The 21224-nt window shown below is 66.2% G+C and carries 23 protein-coding genes; 11 read left to right on the top strand and 12 right to left on the bottom strand.

Translation table 11 applies throughout. From position 1 onward, the window contains the following. Window positions 1-99: 99 nt before the first annotated feature. On the top strand, window positions 100-693 hold the full coding sequence (locus tag ACERIM_RS16080; RefSeq protein ID WP_373633440.1) for a hypothetical protein: 594 nt from the start codon (window positions 100-102) through the stop codon (window positions 691-693). 83 nt (window positions 694-776) lie between these two features. Here ACERIM_RS16080 and ACERIM_RS16075 read toward each other — a convergent pair whose 3' ends face one another. The 6 genes from ACERIM_RS16075 to ACERIM_RS16050 form a co-directional block, all read right to left on the bottom strand. Beyond that, a complete protein-coding gene (locus ACERIM_RS16075; RefSeq protein WP_006650465.1) occupies window positions 777-1850 on the bottom strand; it encodes a methionine synthase in 1074 nt (357 codons plus the stop codon). Beyond that, window positions 1847-2851, bottom strand: coding sequence for a 5-methyltetrahydropteroyltriglutamate--homocysteine methyltransferase (locus tag ACERIM_RS16070; protein ID WP_373633439.1), 1005 nt, complete (start codon window positions 2849-2851; stop codon window positions 1847-1849). Before ACERIM_RS16070 ends, ACERIM_RS16075 begins: the two co-directional genes overlap by 4 nt. A 230-nt stretch (window positions 2852-3081) precedes the next feature. Beyond that, entirely contained in the window at window positions 3082-4293 is a 1212-nt protein-coding gene (locus tag ACERIM_RS16065) for a PQQ-binding-like beta-propeller repeat protein (protein ID WP_373633438.1), read from the bottom strand. A 52-nt stretch (window positions 4294-4345) separates the two neighbouring features. Continuing rightward, window positions 4346-4918, bottom strand: coding sequence for a HemK2/MTQ2 family protein methyltransferase (locus tag ACERIM_RS16060; protein ID WP_373633437.1), 573 nt, complete (start codon window positions 4916-4918; stop codon window positions 4346-4348). Beyond that, window positions 4919-6058 (bottom strand): mechanosensitive ion channel family protein, encoded by a 1140-nt coding sequence (locus ACERIM_RS16055; protein ID WP_373633436.1) that lies wholly within the window; start codon window positions 6056-6058, stop codon window positions 4919-4921. A gap of 137 nt (window positions 6059-6195) precedes the next feature. Then, the gene (locus ACERIM_RS16050) at window positions 6196-7032 is read right to left on the bottom strand and encodes a 16S ribosomal RNA methyltransferase A (RefSeq protein WP_373633435.1); all 837 of its coding nucleotides are present in this window, start codon (window positions 7030-7032) and stop codon (window positions 6196-6198) included. A 209-nt stretch (window positions 7033-7241) separates the two neighbouring features. Here ACERIM_RS16050 and ACERIM_RS16045 point away from each other — a divergent pair, with 209 nt between their 5' ends. The 5 genes from ACERIM_RS16045 (at window position 7242) to ACERIM_RS16025 (ending at window position 11566) form a co-directional block, all read left to right on the top strand. Continuing rightward, complete coding sequence (locus ACERIM_RS16045) at window positions 7242-7550, top strand: 50S ribosomal protein L21e (protein WP_006179483.1); 309 nt, start codon at window positions 7242-7244, stop codon at window positions 7548-7550. 5 nt (window positions 7551-7555) lie between these two features. Then, the gene (locus ACERIM_RS16040) at window positions 7556-7912 is read left to right on the top strand and encodes an RNA polymerase Rpb4 family protein (RefSeq protein WP_373633434.1); all 357 of its coding nucleotides are present in this window, start codon (window positions 7556-7558) and stop codon (window positions 7910-7912) included. 181 nt (window positions 7913-8093) lie between these two features. After that, window positions 8094-9554 (top strand): APC family permease, encoded by a 1461-nt coding sequence (locus ACERIM_RS16035; RefSeq protein ID WP_373633433.1) that lies wholly within the window; start codon window positions 8094-8096, stop codon window positions 9552-9554. 116 nt (window positions 9555-9670) lie between these two features. Continuing rightward, on the top strand, window positions 9671-10267 hold the full coding sequence (locus ACERIM_RS16030; RefSeq protein WP_006179486.1) for a DUF655 domain-containing protein: 597 nt from the start codon (window positions 9671-9673) through the stop codon (window positions 10265-10267). Between the two features lie 132 nt (window positions 10268-10399). Beyond that, on the top strand, window positions 10400-11566 hold the full coding sequence (locus tag ACERIM_RS16025; protein WP_373633432.1) for a cystathionine gamma-synthase: 1167 nt from the start codon (window positions 10400-10402) through the stop codon (window positions 11564-11566). A 4-nt stretch (window positions 11567-11570) separates the two neighbouring features. On the opposite strand, the gene ACERIM_RS16020 is transcribed toward ACERIM_RS16025, so the two are convergent. After that, window positions 11571-12572, bottom strand: coding sequence for a hypothetical protein (locus tag ACERIM_RS16020; protein WP_373633431.1), 1002 nt, complete (start codon window positions 12570-12572; stop codon window positions 11571-11573). A gap of 120 nt (window positions 12573-12692) precedes the next feature. On the opposite strand from ACERIM_RS16020, the gene ACERIM_RS16015 reads away from it, so the two are divergent. Beyond that, window positions 12693-13379: an MBL fold metallo-hydrolase gene (locus ACERIM_RS16015; protein ID WP_373633430.1), complete on the top strand. Its 687-nt coding sequence runs from the start codon at window positions 12693-12695 to the stop codon at window positions 13377-13379. Window positions 13380-13471: 92 nt separating this feature from the next. Beyond that, window positions 13472-13906, top strand: coding sequence for a hypothetical protein (locus ACERIM_RS16010; protein ID WP_006650455.1), 435 nt, complete (start codon window positions 13472-13474; stop codon window positions 13904-13906). Window positions 13907-14065: 159 nt separating this feature from the next. Here ACERIM_RS16010 and ACERIM_RS16005 read toward each other — a convergent pair whose 3' ends face one another. Together ACERIM_RS16005 and ACERIM_RS16000 are read right to left on the bottom strand one after the other, a co-directional pair. Beyond that, on the bottom strand, window positions 14066-14332 hold the full coding sequence (locus ACERIM_RS16005; RefSeq protein ID WP_006179491.1) for an elongation factor 1-beta: 267 nt from the start codon (window positions 14330-14332) through the stop codon (window positions 14066-14068). A gap of 2 nt (window positions 14333-14334) precedes the next feature. After that, the gene (locus tag ACERIM_RS16000; RefSeq protein ID WP_006179492.1) at window positions 14335-14514 is read right to left on the bottom strand and encodes an HVO_2753 family zinc finger protein; all 180 of its coding nucleotides are present in this window, start codon (window positions 14512-14514) and stop codon (window positions 14335-14337) included. Window positions 14515-14820: 306 nt separating this feature from the next. Between ACERIM_RS16000 and nreA the strand changes: the two genes are divergently transcribed. Then, complete coding sequence (nreA, locus tag ACERIM_RS15995; protein WP_373633429.1) at window positions 14821-16122, top strand: DNA repair protein NreA; 1302 nt, start codon at window positions 14821-14823, stop codon at window positions 16120-16122. A 216-nt stretch (window positions 16123-16338) separates the two neighbouring features. After that, window positions 16339-17775 (top strand): Na+/H+ antiporter NhaC, encoded by a 1437-nt coding sequence (gene nhaC / locus ACERIM_RS15990; RefSeq protein ID WP_373633428.1) that lies wholly within the window; start codon window positions 16339-16341, stop codon window positions 17773-17775. Between the two features lie 6 nt (window positions 17776-17781). Here nhaC and ACERIM_RS15985 read toward each other — a convergent pair whose 3' ends face one another. The 3 genes from ACERIM_RS15985 to ACERIM_RS15975 all read right to left on the bottom strand — a co-directional run bounded on the left by ACERIM_RS15985 (window position 17782) and on the right by ACERIM_RS15975 (window position 19914). After that, a complete protein-coding gene (locus ACERIM_RS15985; RefSeq protein WP_373633427.1) occupies window positions 17782-18858 on the bottom strand; it encodes an AI-2E family transporter in 1077 nt (358 codons plus the stop codon). 68 nt (window positions 18859-18926) lie between these two features. Next, window positions 18927-19622, bottom strand: a complete 696-nt coding sequence (locus tag ACERIM_RS15980) for a type II CAAX prenyl endopeptidase Rce1 family protein (RefSeq protein ID WP_373633426.1) — start codon at window positions 19620-19622, stop codon at window positions 18927-18929. Between the two features lie 4 nt (window positions 19623-19626). Then, entirely contained in the window at window positions 19627-19914 is a 288-nt protein-coding gene (locus ACERIM_RS15975; RefSeq protein WP_006650451.1) for a DUF5789 family protein, read from the bottom strand. A 236-nt stretch (window positions 19915-20150) separates the two neighbouring features. Between ACERIM_RS15975 and ACERIM_RS15970 the strand changes: the two genes are divergently transcribed. Continuing rightward, on the top strand, window positions 20151-21119 hold the full coding sequence (locus tag ACERIM_RS15970) for a hypothetical protein (protein ID WP_006650450.1): 969 nt from the start codon (window positions 20151-20153) through the stop codon (window positions 21117-21119). Window positions 21120-21224 lie beyond the last annotated feature (105 nt).

The raw sequence follows: 21224 nt of genomic DNA, 5'->3' as shown, positions 1-21224 counted from the left end.
CGCTTTGCCGTGGGTCGGCAGTCGCGAGGCCGGATCACTTCCGCACCGCACGATACGGTTTCCCCGGTCGGGGACGTATCCGGCTGTCAGGAGGGGCCAATGAGTGTCACAGTTCGGGTCGCCGACAACGAAAGCGTTCGATTGACCGAGAACACCGTCGAAACGGAGCCGCCGGACCGACTCGAGTTTACCTTGCAGGGCAGACTGACGATGACCGAGGCGTTGCTCGCCCAGTTCGAGGGCGCGACGTTGAACCCCGTTCGCGTCGCCGTGTCGGCCGAGGGTGATCCCGTCGAGATCGATCTGACGGCGTCGGCGGCGCTTCGCCTCGAGGACGTCGACATCGGCGTCACGACGCCGGACCCGGACGATATCGCAGACGGGATCGCGACGCTCCAGCCGTCAGCGGACGACGACCCCGATTCGACCGACGTGCGACCCGACGTCCTCGCGTTTACCGTCGCGGGCGCGATCCAGGACGTGCCGCCCGCGGCGCTCGCGGCGATCGCGGACGACGCGCCGAGGACCGAGTCGGTCACGTTCGCCGTCGAGGAACCGCTCAGGAGCGACGGGGGAGGGGCCGATGACGTGGTCTTCGAGCTGACCCTGTTCGGCTACGGGATCGTCGTGCGCCGCGACGGAACGATCGTCGTCGGGAGCAGTGAGGGGCTCACCGGTATCGATCTCCCCTGATCGGAGGGCTCGGAGATCCGTGCCGGTGGCCTCGACTGGACGAGAGACGGCGGAAACAGAAGGGGCGCGGTTCGGCCGAGTTGTCAGTCGTCGGCCGGCGTCGGCGCGCCGCGCTCGATATCGATGTTGCCCTCGTCGAGGTCTTCCTCGACGTTGCGGGCGGCCTGGACCATGTTCGCCATCTTGCCGTAGGCGACGTCACGCGGCAGCAGCTTCACGCCGCAGTCCGGCGAGACGACCAGCTGTTCCGGCGGGACGACCTCGAGGCCTTTCTTGATGTTTTCCTCGATCTGCTCGACCGATTCGACCTCGGCGACGTGGGCGTCGGTGACGCCGAGCGCGAGGTCCTTCGAGAACTCGGGGTCCTTGAAGACGTCGAGCTGTTCGTAGTCGCCGTTTGCCAGCTCGAGGTCGAACTCGTCGACGGGGAACTCGAGGATCTCGGGGTAGATCCGGGAGTAGTCGCCGTAACAGACGTGAAGCCCGATACGGACCTCCTCGGGGATGTCCGCGACGATGTGTTCCAGCGCCTCGCCGACGATGGCGTGGTCGTCCGGTGTCGTCGCGAGCGCGGGCTCGTCGATCTGGATGTAGCGCGCACCGGCGTCGACGAGCTTCTCGATCTCCTCGTTGACGAGGTCGGCCAGCTCGAGGGTGAGTTCGTCGTCGTCCTCGTAGGCCTCGTTAAATGACCAGTTCGCGAGCGTGTAGGGGCCCGTGATCGGGACCTTGACCGGTCGATCGGTGGCATCGGCGGTGAACTCGTACTCGTCGACGAGCCAGGAGTCGTCGTACTCGACCTCGCTGACGACGCTTGGCTTGTCGAAGTAGTTGTGGCCCCAGACCTTGACGGGCCCGTTGAACTCGTAGCCCTCGATCCGGTGGGCGAAGAACTCGACCATCTCGTTGCGCCGCATTTCGCCGTCGACGACGACGTCCAAGCCGGCGCGTTCGTGTTCGGCCGTAATCAGGCGGGCGGCGTCGTCTTTGGCTTCCTGCCAGTTGTCCTCGTCGAAGTCGCTGTCCTCGTCCTCGTACAGGTCCTTCGCGCGGTTGAGCCACTTGGGCTTGGGGTAGGAGCCGACGACGGTCGTCAGCAGGAAGTGGTCGTTGTCGTGATCGGCCGGTCGGAACTGGTCTTTGTTCTCGTTGGTCATGCTGCGGTCACCTCCGCGAGGTCCGCGGCTTCGGCAAGGACCTCGAGTTTCTCCACGTACTTGCGGTAGGGCAGGTAGAACGTCTCGGTATTGGTCGTCAGGTAGACCGTCTCGAAGTCGGTGACCCCGAGCTGGCCCTCGACCCACTCGACCCGGTCACGGATCGCTTCCGGGTCCTCGACGAGCGTGTTCTGGCCGTCGGCGAGCCCGAGCGCGACGTCGTCGGTCGCGCCGTACTCCTGGAGGTTGTAGACGTTGTCGTCCTGGTTCGCGACGAAGTCGAAGCCGACCGCGTCGATATCGGCGTCGAGCAGGTGCGCGTAGACCTTCTCCTCGAGTGCGCCCCAGTAGGGCTGGACGACGACCTCGGCGTCGGTCGCGCTCGCGACTCGATCGATCGCCTCGCTGGCGCGTTCGTCCAGCCCGTCACCGGGCGCGGACTCAACCAGCGAGGGCTCGAGCAAGAACAGCGTCTCGACATCGGGGAAGGCCTCGACCTCGCCCGCGAGGAAGTCGGCGATCGTGGCGAGGAACTCGGCGTCGTCGCCGTAGCGCTCGTCGGTCGCGAGATCGAACAGCGAGTACGGGCCGGGGAGGACGGCCTGCAGGTCCTCGCCGCCCGTCAGCTGGGTCGCCGCCTCGAGTTCCGCGGCGACGTCGCCGGTGGGCTCGAGGTCGTCGGTGACGACCGGCTCCCGGTAGAAGTTGTTGTTGTCGTAGTAGCGAACGATCCCGCGGGTCTCGACCGCGTCGGCGACGGCCAGCGGGTGCGCGAGCATGTCGTCCCAGCGCAGTTGCCCCTCGACGATCCGATCGAGACCGGCCTCGGTCTGGACGCCGATGACCTCCTCGCGGGCCTCCTCGTAGGTCGCGGTGATTTCCTCACCTTCGTCGCCGCTGATGAGGTCGTGTTTCTGGTGTCCCTTGAGATCCGAGAGGTCGTCTTTCGCCCAGTCCGGGAGCGGATACAGCCCCGGCGTGGTCGAAACGTACTCAGTCATCGTAGCCCCGACTAGGCTATACCGACGCTTAATATTTTCCATCCAATCTAATGCACCGAGGTTATTTTTTCGAGTTTCGACCGATTCCCCACGAGGGACTCCAAGGTGGACGTAAACACCCGACACACAGGGGCTACCGGTGGAATAACCGTCGGAAACGGGATCGAGACGGCCCCCGACCGATCGGTGAGCCGACTCGAGTCCGAGAGCCGCGATGGACTGTCGCGGCGTCACTCCAGTGCCAGCAGGGCGTACGTCTCCGATTCGACTTCCGCGACCACGTAGATCGTCCCGTCGTCGAGGACCGGCCCCGGACCTACGCGGCCCGCGAACTCGCGCTCGAACCGGGCCGCGGGGCCGCCGTCCGGACTGTCACCGGGAGTCGGGTCCAGCGCGTAGAGGCGGTCGCCGCCGACGAAGACGGTGTCCCGACCGTACGCCGGCGCGGTGTGTCGCCAGTCGCCGATGTCGTGTTCCCAGTGGCGATCACCGGATTCGGCGTCGATGGCGGAGAGTTCCCGTCCGTTCGCGACGAGTACGAGTCCGTCGACGACGGCGAGACCGCGGTCGGCCCAGCCGGTGTCGGCCGTCCAGTTGATCCGTGGCTCGGAATCCCCGTCATCCATCAGCGCGTACGTCGTCCCGTTCTCGCAGTTAACGTATATCGAGTCCGTATCGGCGCTCGGCGGACACATCGGCCGTGCCGGCAGTTGCCACCGCCGCCAGCCGATCCCGTCCTCGCGGAGCAGATAGATCAGTCCGGCCTCAGTGGCGACGACGATTCCGTATCCCATGAAAAACGCCGCGTGGTTAAGCACTTGCCCGAAAACATCTCGACGCCATCTGACGGCCCCGTCTTCGGGATCGAGCGCGACGACCTCCTCGCCGACCCCACAGATCAGTTGCCGTCCCGCGTAGGTCGCCGGCGTCGTCACGCTCCCGCGCGATTCGAACGTACGGTTCCACAACTCATCGCCGGTTCCGGCCTCGAGCGCGTAAATCGCGGTTCCCGTCGACACGTAGGCGACGCCGTCCCGGACCAACGGCGGCGTCTCGGCCTCCGAGTGCGTCCACAGCTCCGCGCCGTCGGCGGCGTCGAGGGTCCGAAGCGTTCCGCCGTCGATCTGGTACACTCGATCGCCCGCGACGACGGGTGCCTGATACGAGAGCTGTGCGACGTCGACCCGCCAGCGCTCGGTGACGCCGTCGACGGGTGCCTTTCCGTCGGCGACTTCGCGGGTATTGGCGGCGTTACAGCCGAACGACGACCAGTCGCCGGTCGCGCCGGCGACGTGACGATCCGTCTCGATCGGTTCGTCGATCCCGGACGGGGGCGGCTCGTCGGGCGCTGGGGATCGAATGCTCGAGAGCATCGAGCAGCCGGCGAGCGCCGCGCTCGCGGCGCCGGCACCCGCTAAGAACGCTCGTCTCGTGGGGACCATCGAGCGGGGACTTCACAGGCTGTCGAAAAGTATCTTCGGATGACGGGTCTCGCTACCGGAGCAACTCGAGTACCGTCAGCGTCTCGAAGGGGAACGACTCGTCGGCGACGGCGACGGCGCTGAAACCCTGTTCGCCGGCCTCCTCGACCACCTCGTCGACCCCAGTGAGGCTGCTCACGAGCAGGTAGACGCTGCCGTCGGGCGCGAGGACCCGCCCGACCGCCTCGAGGAACGGATCGATGACCGCCCGGCCGTCCTCGCCGCCGGAGAGGGCGTGTTCCATCCAGTCGTCCCACTCGTTTTCCGGGTCGGTCGGCAGGTAGGGCGGGTTGAACGCGACCGCGTCGAAACTGCCGTCGCGGAACGGCGAGACGAGATCCGCACGCACCGCCTCGACGCCTTCGCCCCGGGCCTGCCGGACGGCGTGGGGGTTCAGGTCCGACGCGATCACGCGGGCGTCGGTTTCGTCGGCGATCCGCCCGGCGACGAAGCCCGAGCCGGTGCCGACCTCGAGGACGCGCTCGGCCCCCTCGAGTCGCTCACAGACCGCCTCGGCGAGCAGTTGCGAGTCCTCGGCCGGTTGGTAGACGTCCGTTTCGACGTCGCGTTGCTCCTCGAGTCCCATCTATCGTTCCTCCGGTGTTTGCATACGGTGTTCCTCGCTCCGTTCACGGTCGGCGTCGTCGGCGATCCGGAACCCGCCGGTCTCGGCGCGGCCCGAGAGTTCCCGCTGCGGGAACGGGATCTTGATCCCCTCGTCCTCGAAGGCTCGCTTGACCGCGTCGATCGCGGCGGTCCGGGCCTCCCAGTAGCGTCTGGCGCTCGGCTTGTCGATCCAAAAGCGCACGCCGAGGATCACCGCCGAGTCGCCGAAGGACTTCCCGACCACCTGCGGCGACGGCGCGGTCAGCACCTCGTCGACGTCCCCGATCGCCGACTCGGCGAGCGACGCGGCCCGGTCGACGTCGGTCCCGTAGTCGACGCCGACCTCGACCTCGATCCGCAGGCGGCCCCGCTTCGAGCGGTTCGTCACCATGCTCGAGGCGATGACGTCGTTGGGGATCATGATGTACTCGCCGTCGAACGACCGGACGCGAGTGTTGACGATCGAGATGTCGGTAACGATTCCCTCGTCGCCTTCGACCTCGATCCAGTCGCCGATCTCGAACGGTCGGGCGAACATCAGGACGAACCCCGACAGCATCGTCCCGAGGGTCTGGCGGGCCGCCATGCCCAGCACGATCCCGAGGAAGCCGGCCCCGACGAGCAGGCTGCCCAGATCCTCGATCCAGATACCGAGGATGACGACCAGCGCGACGGTCCAGATGATCACCTGCGAGAGTCGATGGGTGATCTGGCGCTGGTGTTCGGTGACCGCGGTCGTCGAGTCCATCACCTCCTCGATGATCCGTCGGACGAACCGCGTGACGATGACGGTCAGTACGAGCAGGATGAACGAAAAGACCGCCCGCGGAACGGTGTCGCCACCCGGGTCGAGCCCCACGAAGAGCTGGCGGACCTCGTCGGTGCGGTCCCAAACGCCCAGAACAACGCCGGCGCTGACCGCACAGGCCCCGATCAGTACTGCCACCGAGACGACATCCGCATATAGCGGTCGCGTTCGCTCTGCCACGCGCCCGTGTAGCCGCCGGTACGAGAGCAGGACGGCGAAGACGAGCCCGACTGCGACGAGGGACACCGCGAGCCGAAGCGGGACCGTCGGAAACACCTCCGAGAGCCAGTCGAGCCGCGTCAGTACAGACATGCGTTCGTCTCCCGAGTTCTCGGCCGTGCAGCTTTGAGTATTCGTTGGTTACTTCGCCCCGGTTGTGTGGCCGCTGTAGGCCCACCGAACGGCCGACTCGAGCCGCCTCGTCCGACGTTACGTCTCGATCTCGCAGACTACGTCTCCGGTTCGCCGACGTCCCACGCGAGCCCGGCCAGTGCGGCGAACTCCGCCGGTGCCATCGCGTCGGGCCGTTTGCGGAGCAGCTCCTCGTCGGCCGCCTCGACGACCGCGTCCGGCTCGCCGAGTCCGGAGATGTGGGCCGTGTTCCGGATCGCATTGCGGACCGTCTTCCGGCGCTGGGTGAACACGGCCTTGACGAACCGCAGGAAAAAGTCCTCGTCCGCGACCGTGTAATCGGGCTCGCGTGGGACCGCCCGGACCACCGCGCTCTGGACGGCGGGCTGTGGGTCGAACGCCTCTTTGGGGATCGACTCGACGAGTTCGACATCGGCATAGTGCTGGCTCGAGACCGAGAGCCGGCCGTACTCCGACGTTCCGGGCTCGGCGACCATTCGCTCGGCGAACTCCTGCTGGAACATCAACACGAGGGGCTTTTTCTCCGGAAAGAGCCGAAACGCGATCTCGCTCGAGACGCCGTAGGGGAGGTTCGAGATTGACGCGGTAAAGTCGGGGAGGTCGACCTCGAGGGCGTCGCCCTCGATCACGGTCAGTTCGCCGGCCGCGATCTCGTCGGCGAACTCCTCGCGCAGGAATTCGGCGAGGTCGCGGTCGCGCTCGACGACGGTCACCTCGTCGCCGGCCGCGAGCAGTCGATCGGTCAGCGCCCCCGTCCCGCCGCCGATCTCGAGTAACTGACTCGTGTCCGCATCGATCGCTTCCAGGTAGGTCGGCAGCCGGTCCAGCACCCGATCGTCGACGAGGAAGTGTTGATCGCGGTCCGGATCGCCCCGCACGCCCGCTCGGGCGATCAGCCCGTCTGGGTCTCTCATTGCCGGCGCTTCGGTCGGGCCGGGTGTAAACGCACCGTCTCGGACGCCCATTGGCAGTGCGGAAAACGGTCCCCACTTGACGTGCAACGGGCCGTCGGCCCGTGAACGGGCGGGGTTCGCGGACAGCGCCGTCGACCGCGGCCCGAGAAAACCGGTGGGTGGAATACGTGTGTTTTATAACCGTCACCGGACAAAGCGGGCGTACGACTATGCCGAAATCTAATGGCCCCCGTCAGGGAACCCGGAAAAAGCTCGCGAACGATCCTCGAGACCGCGGCACGTCGCCGCCACAGCGCGCGATTCAGGAGTACGAGGAGGGTGAGAAAGTCCACCTGAAGATCGACCCAAGCGTCGCCGACGGTCGCTTCCACCCGCGATTCGACGGTCGCACCGGCGAAGTCGTCGGCAAACAGGGTAGCGTCTTCAAGGTCGCGATCAACGACGGCGGCAAGGACAAGACCCTGCTCGTCGCCGCGGCCCACATGCGCGCACAGAACCAGGAAAAGAGCCGGATCTAAGCAGGATGACGATCTTCAAAGAGATCGTCGACGAGGAGTTCCTGACGGTCTCGGAGACGAAGGAGCTGCTCGCCGACATCGAAGCCGAACGCGCGATGGACGAGGACCGCGAGCTGCGGTACGAACTCGCGCGAGCGATCGAACACGCAAACCGGTTCGCGGTCCTGGAGCCGGAGGAGGCCCAGGCGCTGGTCGACGACCTCCAGGACTTGGAGAAGGTCGACGAGCCGACCGCGTACAAGATCGCCAACCTCCTGCCGCGCGACCGGGACGAACTCCGGTCGGTATACGCAAAGCAGCGCTACTCGCTGTCGGGGGACGAACTCGACGAGATTCTCAACGTCGTCGCGCAGTACGCCTGAACGCAGTTCGCCGTTTCCGTTCGGAGCGGTCCCGCCAGCGACGACCGGCGTTCGACGATCGCGACTAGCGTCAGCGCTCGAGGCCGCGTTTCCGCGTCGTTTTCAATCCTCGTGTAACTACCGTCGACTGGTATTTCCCGTCGCCTTTCCGTGGAAGGGGGACGAGGAATCCGGGTAGGTGGTGTCGGTCGTGGACAGCGCTGAGGCGGAGACCGAACCGATGGGGACACACGAAACCGACTCGCTCGAACGGGACATCGGCCTTCTCGGAGCCACGGCGATCGGAACGGGAACGATGATCGCCGGCGGTATCTTCGTCCTCTCGGGACTCGCCGTCGCAAACGTCGGCGCGGCGGCGATCGTCTCGTTCGGGCTGGCGGCGATCGTGGCGTCGTTCACCGCGCTGACCTACGCCGAGTTCGCGACCATCTACACGGTCGACGGCGGCGGCTACGCCTACGTGGCCGAGGTGTTCGATTCCGACTGGTCGTACGTGGTCGGCTGGCTACTGATTCTGGGCTACCCCGCGAGCGCGGCCTTCTACCTCGCGAGTTTCGCCAACTGGTTCGCCCGATTCGTACGGCCCGAGATCGCGCTCCCCGAGGCGCTCCCGTACTGGATCCCGGGGGTCGTCGTCCTCGCGGTTCTCGTCGGAGTCAACCTCGCCGGTGCCGAGGAGACGGGTCGATTCCAGATCGTCGTGACCGGGCTGAAGATCGCGCTTATCGGGCTGTTCCTGGTCGGCGGTCTCAGCGCGTTCGACGCGGACGTCGTTGCGTCGTCGCTCGCGGCGAACGCCACGCAGTTCGACGACATCGCTCTGACCTCGGCGCTCGTGTTCATCACGTTCTTCGGGTTCGAAGCGATCGCCACGAGCGAGGGCGAGATCGAAGCGCCCGAGCGGACCGTTCCCCGGGCGATTTTCCTGAGCATCGCCGTCGTCACCGTCCTCTATGTCCTGGTAATCGTCGTGGTGGTGCTTGCGATCAACGACGGCGGCTTCCTCTCGTTTCTCGCCGAGCGAGCCGGGCTATCGTCGTCCGGCACTGCCACGGGGTTCGTCGCCGAACGCGGCGAGGTCGCGATGGCGCGGGCGGCCCAGTATTACCTCGGCGACGCCGGCTTCTACGTCTTCATCGTCGGCGCGTTGCTGTCGATGATCTCGGCCGCCAACGCGACCGTGCTGGCCGGCTCTCGAGTGAAGTTGGCGATGGCCAGACGCGATCACCTTCCGGAGCGGGTCCAGCGGATCAACCCACAGTCCGGCGTCCCGACGGTCGCGGTGGTGCTGACCGGCTGTCTCATCCTCGTTTTCTTCCTGCTGTTCGGCGTCGTCTTCGGCGCGTCTCCGGTCGGGGGCGGCGGTGCCCACGACCCCCTGCTCGGCCTCGAGTCGCTGGCTCACTTCGCGGACGTCATGCTCTTGGGCGGGCTGGTGTTCGTCAACGTCGCGTTGATTCGGTCCCGCCGGAAGGAACCCGACCGGGAGCGGCGGTTCCGAGTCCCGGGCGTGCCCTGGGTGCCGCTGCTCGCGATCGGCTCGAACCTCGCGCTGCTGGCGAGCGTCGAACTGACGAGTTTGGCACTGGGGACGCTGGCCGTCGTCGTCGGGATCGTCCTCTGGTTCGGCGTCATCGACTGACCGCGACGGCGTCGCACCGCGACCCCGACCGCGACGTCACGCGCCTTCCGTTCCCCCGAGCAACGTCGTGAAAGTGGGCCGACTCTTTAAGTACGACCTCGCCGTACCGTAAACCAATGAGCGAAGCTGATCGCGATGAGATGGACGTTCGTCGGGCGGTCGTGTTGGACTACCTCGCACACGGGCTGTCGGACGACGGCCGACCGCAGTACGCCAAGTCTCCGGCAGGGTACGCCGTCGGAATCGAGGACTTTCAGCTCTATCAGGTCGCCTTCGACGAGGACGAACGACTCACGATCGGCAGCGAGGTCGTCGTCGAACCGGCCGCCGAGCGCGACATCGTCACCGAGTGTCACCGCGTCGAGTACGAGGACCTCTCCTCGGGCGCGCAGTCGGAACTCGAGTACGTCGTCCAGGATCTGGTCGAGGAGAACGAACAGCGGTTCGTCGACTTCTACAACGACGCCCAGCCGATCACGCTGCGGCTCCACCAGCTGAACCTACTGCCGGGGATCGGGAAGAAACTCCGCAACGGCATCTTGGACGAGCGAAAGCGAAAGCCCTTCGAGAGCTTCGAGGAACTGTCCGAGCGCGTCTCGGGGCTGCACGATCCCGACGAGATCCTCGTCGAGCGTATCCTCGAGGAACTGCGTGACGACGATCTCAAATACCAGACGTTCGTGGGACGACGCGAACAGGAGCAAAACCAGTAAGCCGGTAGCGTTGGTTCTGTGGGGTGTCACCGCCTCGAGCAGCCGCGAGCGGACAAGCGACCTCGCTTCTGCAACCGACTGCGAGCAACGGCGTCCATAACAGTGATCCGACCGCGGGGCACTCGTAGGAGTATGGACGACGACCACGACAGTCGGATCGAGACTAGATCCATCCACGCCGGTCAGGAGCCCGATTCCGAGACGGGCGCACTGATGTCGCCGATTCACGCGAACTCCACGTACAAGCAGGACGCCCCGGGGGACCACCGCGGCTACGAGTACTCCCGTACCGGGAACCCCACGCGTACCGATCTCGAGGAAAACCTCGCGAGCCTCGAGAACGCCGAGTACGGCCGGGCCTTCGCCAGCGGGATGGCCGCGATCAACACCGTCCTGAACCTGCTCGAGGCCGGCGACCACGTCGTCACCGGCAACGACGTCTACGGCGGGACCCACCGCATCTTCACGCAGGTCTACGAGGACTACGACCTCGAGTTTTCCTTCGTCGATATGACCGACCTCGACGAGATCGAGGCGGCGTTCCGAGAGGAGACGGCACTGCTCTGGCTCGAGACGCCGACGAACCCGCTCATGTCGATCGTCGACATCGAGGGGGCGGCCGAGATCGCCCACGATCACGACGCGCTGTGTGCGATCGACAACACGTTCGCGACGCCGTACCTCCAGCGGCCCCTCGATCTCGGTGCCGACATCGTCTCCCACTCCCTGACGAAGTACCTCGGCGGCCACTCCGACGTCGTCGGCGGCGCCCTCCTGACCAACGACGAGACACTCGACGAGCGACTCGGCTTCTACCAGAACTCCGTCGGCGCGACGCCCGGCCCCTTCGAGTCCTTCCTCGTCCTCCGGGGCACCAAGACCCTGCCCGTCCGGATGGATCGGCACTGCGAAAACGCCCGCGCGATCGCCGAGTGGCTCGCCGACCACCCCGACGTCGAGCGGGTCTACTACCCCGGCCTCGAGTCCCACCCCGGCCACGAGATCGCCGCCGAGCAGATGGACGACTTCGGCGGCATGCTGAGCTTCGAACTCGACGCGAGTCTCGAGCAAGCGAGCGAGGTCGTCTCGAACACCGAGATCTTCACGCTCGCGGAGAGTCTCGGCGGCGTCGAGAGCCTGATCGAACAGCCAGCGCCGATGACCCACGCCGCCATTCCGCGGGAGGAACGGCTCGCGGCCGGCCTCTCGGACAGCCTGATCCGCGTCTCCGTGGGAATCGAACACGTCGACGACCTGATCGCCGACCTCGAGGGCGCGATCGACGCCGCACTCGCTTGAGTATCTACTCCCCGGACCGGGCCCGCCGGGCGAGTTGCGAGCGGAAGATCGGTTCGAACCCCTCGAGGTAGGCGCGCGCGTCGAACGACTCGGCGTCGCCGCAGGCGTCGAGCGCGGTCTCGAACTCGCGGTCCCACTGTTCGACGAAGGCGGTCTCGATACCGGACTCGCGGATCCGCTCGGTCACGTCCGCGACGGCCGCGTCGGTCGGCTCGTTCCGGAGCGCCCGAAGCTCCGCGGGTGAGACGAGTCCGGACTCGAGAGCCCGGACGGTGACGCCGGAACTGTAATCTCCTTCGGCGAGTTCCCGCTCCCAGGTAGCGAGCCAGTTACCGATCCGTGCCATTCGCTGGCCGTGAGCGACGACGGTCCGGAGCGTCGAGAGATCGCGCGGATCGAACGCGCTCGCGTTCGCGATGTCGATATCGGCAAACGGAAAGAGCATCATGTTGTAGACGTCGTAGGTCAGGAGTTCGCGCTCGCTGGCGAGGCCGGGCTGGCGGGCCAGCAGCGCCGAGTAGTCGACCGACTGGAGCGCCTGTCGAACGTCGAACCGAAACAGGGCCTCGAACTCGGCGGCGCGCGGACCCGCCCGAAACTGCTTGCAGAGCGCGTCCCAGAGCTCCCGCTGGAACCGGACGTAGTCGCCGTCGACATCCGCTCGCGACGGGTCGGCAGCCCGGGCGTCGAACGGCACGAGGCGGAGTTCCTCGAGGGTCGCGCGGTCGCCGTGGCGTTCGGCGACATCGTCGATGACCGTAATGAACATCGTCGCGAGGACCTTCGCATCGTGGACGCGCTGTCCGGCCCCGTCGTCGACACAGGACAGTCGGAACGCCGGTTCGACCGCGTCGAACCACAGCCACGTCGACCGGTCACGGTCGCCGATCCGCTCGTCGTAGGCGTCGGCCCACGGTCGAACGCCCAGTGAAAGGGTGTGTTCAAGCGCGTCAGCGAACGGATCCGACTCGACCTCGAGAGCGGACGCCATCGTCTCTCGTGACATTGTCGATACTCGTCTCTCTGCTCTGAAATATTTTATTGCTAATTATTACTAATTAGAATTTACTGCACCGGGTGGAGAGAGACGAACAGCCCTTTCGTGGTCGCCGTCGACGACTCGAGTATGACCACGGAGGAACGCGACGCGGGCGTCCACGTGCTGCCACTGACGGTGGAGTACGGCGGTCGGGAGATCACCATCACGCCGACGCTCGTCGAGACCGAACGCGGTCCGATCCTGATCGACGCCGGCCCGGAGGGGGCCCGCGAGGGGATTCGAACGCACCTGCGGTCGCTCGGCTACGAACTGACGGACGTCTGGCTGATTCTGGTTACGCACCACGACGGCGATCATGCCGGCGGCCTCGCGGCCTTGCTCGAAGACGTCGATGCGGTCGTCGCGACCCATCGGGCGGAAGCGCCGTACGTGTGCGGCGAGCGCGAACCGATCAAGGGCGACAGCGACCGGTATCCGCCGGCCGATGTCGACATCGAACTAGCAGATGGCGTTCGGTTCCCGACGCTGGCCGGGCCGATGGAGGTCGTGGCGACACCGGGCCACGCCCCCGGCCACGTCTCGCTGTACCTCCCCGAGGGGAACTTGCTGATCGCCGGCGACGCGCTCGTCGCGGACGGTGACGAGCCGCTATCCGGGCCAAAACCCCACTTCACGCCGGAGATGGAGCAGGCGACCGAATCGGTCGGGCGGCTGGCCGATCGCGAGATCGACCACGTGGTGTGCTTTCACGGCGGTTACGTGGATCGGGGGACCGAGCGGATTCGGGAGATCCACGAGGAACTGCGAGCGTAAGGCGACCGCATCGGACCCGAATCGGGTCGTTACACGGGGCTCGAGGGACCGAAGCGGAATTCTCATCGGTGTCGGTCGCGTAGGGACGCCCAATGCGACTCGAACTCCGCGTCTGCCAGCACTGTCTCGACGGCGATCACGGCAACGAGAAGCGGACGGCCCTGCTCAATGATATGGTAAACTGCGCCGAACAGATCAAGAAACACAAGGAGGTCATCGACCTCGACGAAGTCCACATCCGCAGGGTCAAAGACGACGAACCGGGCAAACCCGCGGCGCTGCCGGTCGTTTCGGCGACGATCCAGAACGATCAGGTCGTATTGAACGACACGCAACTCGTCGCGGAGGGTCAGGACGGGAACATGCTGCTCTATGCGAACCCCGACGACGTGTTGACCGTCCTCGCGGGGAACCTAGACGAGATCAGCAAGGCCGTCACCGAGGACGTGACCGTCGACCTCTCGCCGATCGGCGCGGAGATCGTCTCGGAGGCCGATCTCGGTGCGAACCGCGAGCAGGAGCAGTAAGGGCGGTCGAACCCGGCACTGCCGCTCCGCTGTCGTCCGTTTTCACACCGTTTTCGCCGGCGTCGGCTCGAGCGCTGCCGGTCCCCGTCTCGGACGGAGAAATCGACGGTGCCGTGGCTCGCGACTGACAAAAACAGCCGAAAATCGGCCAGTGACCGGTTATATCCGGCCGACGTTTTCGACTTCGACGCTCTCGACGCCGTCGACGTCGCCGAAGTTCTCCTCGACGGTCTCCGTGCCGCCCGAACCGTCAGGGACGATCACGGTGGGGTAGAGCGCGACGAGCCCGAACGCGACGTCGTCGCGTTCGACGCCGTTGATCTTCGCACCCTCGGGGAGGGCGCTCTCGAGGCGCTCCTGGAGCGCGTCGAGGTCGATTTCGGGGCTGTCCGGCATGACCTTGATTTTGGCGGCTACCTTACCCATTGTTACGGACCCATGAACCCGCAGTCGGGGCACTCGTAGAGGTTGCTCTGCTTGCGACACTTGGCACAGCGGTAGATCTGCTCGCCGCAGTCGGGGCATTTGAACGCGGCGGCGTTCGTGCCCGCGATGTTGAGCCCACAGGAGACGCAGGAACGCGTCTCTCGGTCGTCGGTCGTACTCATATCCATCCTTTCCCGCCCGCCGTTTTTAACGGTTGTCTTTCCACGTTCCTCGTTGACTGGCAAGCGATACCATGCCCCACAAATCGGTTCGGAACGGCGTCCGACCCCGCCGTAGCGTTTTCCGATCCTGAAAATACGCTGGCGGCTATTTTATGTCCCCGTGTGATGGTTGGGATGAGGTTCGGTTACTCGACGCCCGACCGAACCTCTGCCTCTGACATTCTGTTCGGACACGTCATCGAAAGCGTGCCGACCGCCGGCCCGAACGACGAACATTCAAACCGGTGCCGGCCCTACGTCGACTGAATGCGCCTCGACGACTACATCGAGGAGTTAGAGCCCGACGAGGAGGCCGAGCGTCGCCGCCTCGCGAAGGAGAAATCCTACGCGATCACGGACCACTTGGCGGAGTTCGAACGGAAGTTCGACGACGCCTTGAGCGGCGATACGCTCGTGGGCTCGACCGCGCCCTCGATCTTCGTCGGGCGGTCGAACTACCCCGATATCCCCGTGGGGCTGCTCTCGCCGGTCGGCAACGAGGGCGATGCCGAGGAGTACGTCACCGACGGCGACTGGTACCGACAGGGGTACGCGATCGATGACGTCCTCCAGCGCCGGACCGGCCTCCTGAACTCCAACAAGCGGGCCAACGTCGACTCGCCGTCGATCGCGAGCCGGCTGACCCCCTCGGTCCACGACACGTGGGACGGCTTCGTCGGCGTCCAGCGCGAGGTCGCCATCGCCGATCGCCCGGTCGACCTCGAGATCGGACTGGACGACACGCCCGACCTCGGACTGGACGCGGGAACGGACGTGGCGACGCCGCGCGGTCCCCGAGCCAACGCCCGGAACGCGGATCTCACCGAGAACCCCCACGTTCCGCGGCCGGTCAAGAAGACCTTAGAGGACGACGACTGGCAGGCCGAGGGGGCGATGACCTACCTCTATCGCCGGGGGTTCGACGTCTACGAGATCAACTCGATCCTCTCGGCGGGCGCGCTCGGGCAGACGAAACAGCGCCGACTCGTCCCGACGCGGTGGTCGATTACGGCCGTCGACGACACCGTCGGGAAGTTCCTCCGCGGGCGCATCCGCAACGCGCCCAGCATCGACGAGGTGCAGGTCTGGGCCAACGAATACGTCGGTAACCGCTACTGGATCGTCCTCGCGCCCGGTAACTGGGAGTTCGAACTCGTCGAGATGAAAGCGCCGGGCAGCATCTGGAACCCCAACCCCGAAGACGACCTCTGGATGGCCAGCGCCTCGGAGGGGTACGAGGGCCGCTCGAGCTACGTCGAGGAGACCGCCGGTGCCTACTACGCGGCCCGGCTAGGCGTGTTGGAGTACCTCGAGTCGATCGGCCGGCAGGCGAAGTGTCTCGTCCTGCGGGAGGTAAGCGACGACTACTGGGCTCCCGTCGGCGTCTGGCAGGTCCGCGAGAGCGTCCGCAACGCCTTCGAGGGCCAGTACGGCGAGGCCGAAACCTTCCACGACGCGGTCTCGGAGGTCGCGACGCAGTTGCCGGTGTCGCTCGCCCGACTGCGCCGCAAGTCCGAACTCGCGGCCGGACTGCAGGCGAACCTGAGCGCCTTCTCGAGTCGAACCTGAGCGCCGAACAGCGCGGTTCTCGACCGGCGATCGTCACGGGGCGGTTCTCGTATCGATGTGAGCGAGCGCACGCGATCCCATCGTTCGATCTGCCGTCCCGAAAATAACTGTGAACGTGACTTATAGCAGCTGCTGAATGTGGTCGCTGGTAGCATTGTGCATGCTCTGTAGTAATGAATCGTTCAGTTTTTATGCCCCAAATGCATAACTCGGCCGATGACATTCGACTTCACACCGACGACGATCGACGACATCGCGCCCGAACGGCGGCCGTCGTTCGCGCTCGCGCTCGTTCCGGTCTTCGCAGTCGTCGCCTTCCTCGGGGTCGGATCGGCCGTCCTCGGGCTCGATCCGCACGTCCCGCTGCTGTGGAGTATCGTCTTCGTCGGCGCGTTCGGCATCTATCTCGGCTACGACTGGCCCGAACTCTCCGACGGCGTCGCAAACGGCCTCCTGATGGGGATCCAGGCGCTTTTGATAATCTTTACCATCTACGCGCTGATCGCCACCTGGGTCGAGGCGGGAACGATCCCGGCGATGATGTACTACGGCCTCGAACTGCTCACGCCATCGGTCTTCCTGCCTGTCGCGGCGATATTGGCGGCCGTCGTGGCGTTCTCGATCGGCTCCTCGTGGACCACGGTCGGGACGCTCGGGGTCGCGTTCGTGGGAATCGGCGCGGGGCTGGGCGTCCCCGCACCGATGACCGTCGGCGCGGTCATCTCGGGCGCCTACGCCGGCGACAAGCAGTCCCCGCTCTCCGATACGACCAACCTCGCGGCCGGCGTGACGAACACGCCGCTGTACGACCACATCCGTCGCATGCGAACGGGAACGGCCGTCGCCTTTGGCCTCTCCGTGGCCGGGTTCGCCGTTCTCGGACTCCAGGCCGCCGGCGAGATCCCGACCGACCGCGTCGTCGAGATCCAGACCGCGATCGCGGGCGCGTACGACCTCTCGGTCCTCGTCTTCCTGCCGCTCGTGGTCACCTTCGGACTGGCCCTCTATGGCTACCCCGCGCTCCCGACGCTCGTCGCCGGCGTCTTCGCCGGCGTCATCACCTCGATCGCAGTTCAGGGCACCGGCTTCGTCGCCGCCTGGGAAGTCTTCATGAGCGGAACCGCTCCCGAAACCGGGACCGATCTCGTGAACGACCTCCTCGCGACCGGCGGGCTCACCGGCTCGGCCTGGACGATCACCGTCGTCGTCGCCGCGCTCTCGCTCGGCGGCCTCCTCGAGCGGACCGGCGTCCTCGCGGTGCTGGCTCATCGCCTCTCGCAGGGCGTCCGCAGTTCCGGGAGCCTGATCGCCGGCACCGGCGCGTCGGCGATCCTCGTCAACGTCCTGACCGCACAACAGTACATGAGCATCGTCCTGCCGGGGCTGACGCTGCGGAACCTCTACGAGGAGTTCGACCTCGACAGCGAGGAACTCTCGCGGGCCGTCGAGGCCGCCGGGACGCCGACCGGTGCCTTGCTCCCCTGGCACGCCGGCGGCGTCTTCATGGCCTCCGCGACCGGCGTCCCGACCCTCGAGTACGCGCCGTTTTACCTGTTCGGGCTGTTGTCGCCGCTCGTGCTGTTCGTGATGGCGTTTTCCGGTCTGGGCGTGCCGACGACCAGTCGGCGCGAGCAGCCCCACTACGCCGACTGAGCGCGTTTATCGCTCCGTCTCGACGATCGGAGACTCCCGTTCGATCTCGGTTCCGGACTCGGTCGAGACCGGCTCGAGACGGCGGTTCGCGACCCGCAATGCGGCACCGAACGCGCCAAGGATCACCGGGCCGGCGAACAGGCCGACGATGCCAAACAGCGAAACCCCGCCGATGACGCCGAGCAAGGCCAGTGCCGGATGGAGTCCGGACCGGCGATCGACGAGGATCGATCGGAGGTAGTAGTCGGCGACGGCCAGCACGACGAGCCCATAGCCGAGCAGGACGGCCCCGCTTGCCGGCCCGTCCGCGGTCGCGTGGGCGATCGTCACCGGTCCCCAGACGAGCCAGACACCGACCGTCGGCAGGAACGACGCGAACAACAGGACCACCGCCAAGACGGTAGCGGAGGGCACGCCGAGCAGAGCCAGCCCGATCCCGCCGAGCGTTCCCTGCACCACCGCCACGAGAACGTGACTGCGAAGCACTGCCCACGTGACCGTGTGGACCTCAGCGAACAACTCGTCGAGGACGGCCGACTCGAGCGGGACCGTCCGGCACAGCCAGGCGAGCAATGCGGGCCCGTCGACGAGCAGATAGTACAGCAAAAACACGAACGCGACCGTTCCGATCGCGACGTCGACGGCCGTCGAGAGGAGCCAGACCGACTGTTCGAGCGTGACGTCTACGACGTTGGACCCCATCTCCTGAACCCGTTCCTGCAGTGCCGATTCGACGACTGCCACCGACTCCGCTTCCATACCGAGTTCGGTACGTGCCATCTCGCTCCCGTACGCGGTAACCCCCTCGATCGAGACGTTCTCGAACGTCGAGGCAGTCGTTCGAACGACGACGAGCGAGACGAGCGCGAGCGGCACGAGGCCGGCGACGATCACGAAGGCGGTCAGTGCGAGCGCGGCGAGACGCTCGCCGAGCCGCGGTGCCAGCCGTTCGTACGCGGGTCGGAGGACGACCGCGAGCAGGCAGGCACCGAGGACGTACTCGAGCAGCGGGCGGACCAACAGGGCGGCGACGCCGGCAAGGATGGAGACGAGGAGGGCGAAAAACGTCGTCCGGGCGTCCATACGCAATCCTCACGGCTGGCGGCCATAAGTGTTGGTGTTCTGTACTGTTAGCCGCGGCGAAAGGATCGTTAGATCGGGAGCGGGAGTGCCTCGAGGACGTTCAGGACCAGGGTCGGATCGAACAGCGGCTCGTGAATCACCAACCAGTCCAGTAAGACGAGCCCGCCGCCGTGGGCGACCACGGAGGGGAGAATCGAGTCTGAGGTGTAGTCGACGGCACCGAACAGGACGTCGGTCGGCCCCGACAGCAGGAACTCGATCGGCGGCTTCGACGTGTGGTGAAGCATGTAGACGACGGGGCTGATGAACACCGCACCGAAACCCAGTTCCCTGACCCCGACACACAACAGCCCTCGATAGTAGGTCTCGGCGGCCAGTGCGAGGACGAACAGCTTGATCGCGTGGGGGACGAACGCGGCCGGCGCGGCCGACGTCTCCCAGATCGGGTAGTACGCGCGGATCGTCGGCAACGTCGAGCCGACGAGATAGAACGGCAACACGAACAGTCCGAGCAGGGCCGCGTTCCTGACCGCTGTCCGGTCGACCCGCCACCCGACGTGTCGTCCGTGGGACAGCCCCAGTGCGAGCGGCCCACCGATCAGGAGGACGCCGTCCACGAGGAGTCGATCGTCCAGTCCGTCGGGGACGAACCGCATCCACAGGGCCGTCAGGAGCGCCCCGAGCAGTAACGACTTCTGTACCCAGGAGAGGCTCAACCGCTGGCGAAGCCAGCGCACAGCGCGTCGATCAGACTCGGATCCCACGGTGTTACTCGTCGGCGGTCGGAATCGGGCCGGTCCCGATCACGTCCCGGACGTGGCCCTCGAACTCCCGTTTGCGCTGGAAGTACGTTTCGTCGACCGACTCGAGGATCGTCGATAGCTCGCGGGGGCCGTCCGGCGTCCGAACGACCGACTCGCCCTCCATTCGCTCTACCTCGCTTTTCTCCTTGGGCCAGGTCAGCCGCGAACTCACGCGGGCAAGCGGTGCGCCCTCGACGGGCGTGTGTGATCCGAGTTCAACGGCTGGCTCCGCGTCCTCGTCGTCGTCGCTCATGGCCAGTCGTTTGCGAGCGCAGTGATTCAAGCTTTCGCTTCCACGGGTCACGGGAGCGGGTACACGGCCGTAATGGGAGGTCGACAGAACGCGGTGCGATCGGGATGGCCACCTGGCGACCCGGCTGGATACCCACTCCGTACAATACCCGCCGATCCGTCGACGACCCTCGATCCCTCTATGATCCGAAAGGTGTCTGACGTATCGTTTTGTGGTAGGACATCGAACGGGCTCGTATGACTAGCCTGACGGAGGTCTACGACGGGACCGCATCGGGGGTGACGAGTCGCCGGCTGTACGCCGGCACGACGCTCGTGATCCTCGGTGCGATCCTGGCCGTCGTGGCCGTCCTTGCGGCCACGACCGACCTCGTCGGCGGATACGCAACCGCTCTCTCGAGCGGGATGGCGGCCCAGTACGCGACCGTCCGCGCCGCGGGGGTGTTGGCCGGCCTCGCAGTCCCGACGGCCCTCGTCGGCGTCTTCATCGTCTTGCCGGCCAGCCGTCGCGTGCAGGCCGCGGCCGCGATCAGCGTGAGCCTCTGCCTGCTCGGGGTCGCGCTCTTCTGGTACGCCTACCCCCACCACTGGCGGAACTACGGCCAGCAACTGACCTTCGAGGTCTCGGTGGTCTACCTGCTCGGACTCCTCCCCGCGATCTGGTGTCTGTTCGCCGCCGTCGCTACGTTCAAACGGCGCAACGATCCCGGCGGGAACCTCGAGATGAACGTCACCCGCCACAACAGGACCGTCGTCGAAGTCGAGGAGAGCAACGATGACGGCGGCCTGGGCGGGATCGGCTTCCTCGGTGGGACCCCCGACGGTGACGTCGAGACACAGACCAACGCGGACGCCGACGCGGACGGCACGTCGCTGTCCTACGAGGAGGCCCCGGCCGACGGCCGGACTACGACCCGATCGGCGACCGCGTCGCGATCGACCGGCGGTACCGGGCGAACCGTCGGCGCTGCGACCAGCGACGGCGGCTCGGCGGCCTCGGACATCTCCTCGCCGCTCGAGGGGGGCGACGCCGAGATCGTCGAATCCGAGTCCACGGGCCCGACCGAGCCGACGGACCGCTACTGCGGGAACTGCGAACACTTCGAGTACGTTCGCTCCTCGGAGGGAATGGTCCCCTACTGTGCCCGCCACGAGACGGCCATGGACGACATGGACGCCTGCGAGGAGTGGACGCCGAACCGGTAGCTCGCTCCCGGCCGCATCGCTCGAGAACGGAAGCTATCTTGATACAGCGAGAGAATCCCGCCGTTTACGGCGGGCGTGAATCGCGTACGCTTCGCTGAGATGCCG

Source organism: Natrinema sp. H-ect1 (assembly GCF_041821105.1).
Lineage (GTDB): Archaea > Halobacteriota > Halobacteria > Halobacteriales > Natrialbaceae > Natrinema > Natrinema thermotolerans.
This window is presented reverse-complemented; position numbering and strand designations above follow the sequence as displayed.

Bases quoted from the DNA above. Each gene is read 5' to 3' on its own strand.
- ACERIM_RS16050 (WP_373633435.1), bottom strand. From the start codon at position 7,032: ATGAGAGACCCAGACGGGCTGATCGCCCGAGCGGGCGTGCGGGGCGAT.
- ACERIM_RS15970 (WP_006650450.1), top strand. From the start codon at position 20,151: ATGACTAGCCTGACGGAGGTCTACGACGGGACCGCATCGGGGGTGACG.
- ACERIM_RS16080 (WP_373633440.1), top strand. From the start codon at position 100: ATGAGTGTCACAGTTCGGGTCGCCGACAACGAAAGCGTTCGATTGACC.
- ACERIM_RS16070 (WP_373633439.1), bottom strand. From the start codon at position 2,851: ATGACTGAGTACGTTTCGACCACGCCGGGGCTGTATCCGCTCCCGGAC.
- ACERIM_RS16030 (WP_006179486.1), top strand. From the start codon at position 9,671: ATGAGCGAAGCTGATCGCGATGAGATGGACGTTCGTCGGGCGGTCGTG.
- ACERIM_RS16045 (WP_006179483.1), top strand. From the start codon at position 7,242: ATGCCGAAATCTAATGGCCCCCGTCAGGGAACCCGGAAAAAGCTCGCG.
- ACERIM_RS16025 (WP_373633432.1), top strand. From the start codon at position 10,400: ATGGACGACGACCACGACAGTCGGATCGAGACTAGATCCATCCACGCC.
- ACERIM_RS16075 (WP_006650465.1), bottom strand. From the start codon at position 1,850: ATGACCAACGAGAACAAAGACCAGTTCCGACCGGCCGATCACGACAAC.
- ACERIM_RS16065 (WP_373633438.1), bottom strand. From the start codon at position 4,293: ATGGTCCCCACGAGACGAGCGTTCTTAGCGGGTGCCGGCGCCGCGAGC.
- ACERIM_RS16005 (WP_006179491.1), bottom strand. From the start codon at position 14,332: ATGGGTAAGGTAGCCGCCAAAATCAAGGTCATGCCGGACAGCCCCGAA.
- ACERIM_RS16010 (WP_006650455.1), top strand. From the start codon at position 13,472: ATGCGACTCGAACTCCGCGTCTGCCAGCACTGTCTCGACGGCGATCAC.
- ACERIM_RS16060 (WP_373633437.1), bottom strand. From the start codon at position 4,918: ATGGGACTCGAGGAGCAACGCGACGTCGAAACGGACGTCTACCAACCG.
- nhaC (WP_373633428.1), top strand. From the start codon at position 16,339: ATGACATTCGACTTCACACCGACGACGATCGACGACATCGCGCCCGAA.
- ACERIM_RS16020 (WP_373633431.1), bottom strand. From the start codon at position 12,572: ATGTCACGAGAGACGATGGCGTCCGCTCTCGAGGTCGAGTCGGATCCG.
- ACERIM_RS16000 (WP_006179492.1), bottom strand. From the start codon at position 14,514: ATGAGTACGACCGACGACCGAGAGACGCGTTCCTGCGTCTCCTGTGGG.
- ACERIM_RS15975 (WP_006650451.1), bottom strand. From the start codon at position 19,914: ATGAGCGACGACGACGAGGACGCGGAGCCAGCCGTTGAACTCGGATCA.
- ACERIM_RS15985 (WP_373633427.1), bottom strand. From the start codon at position 18,858: ATGGACGCCCGGACGACGTTTTTCGCCCTCCTCGTCTCCATCCTTGCC.
- ACERIM_RS16055 (WP_373633436.1), bottom strand. From the start codon at position 6,058: ATGTCTGTACTGACGCGGCTCGACTGGCTCTCGGAGGTGTTTCCGACG.
- nreA (WP_373633429.1), top strand. From the start codon at position 14,821: ATGCGCCTCGACGACTACATCGAGGAGTTAGAGCCCGACGAGGAGGCC.
- ACERIM_RS16015 (WP_373633430.1), top strand. From the start codon at position 12,693: ATGACCACGGAGGAACGCGACGCGGGCGTCCACGTGCTGCCACTGACG.
- ACERIM_RS16040 (WP_373633434.1), top strand. From the start codon at position 7,556: ATGACGATCTTCAAAGAGATCGTCGACGAGGAGTTCCTGACGGTCTCG.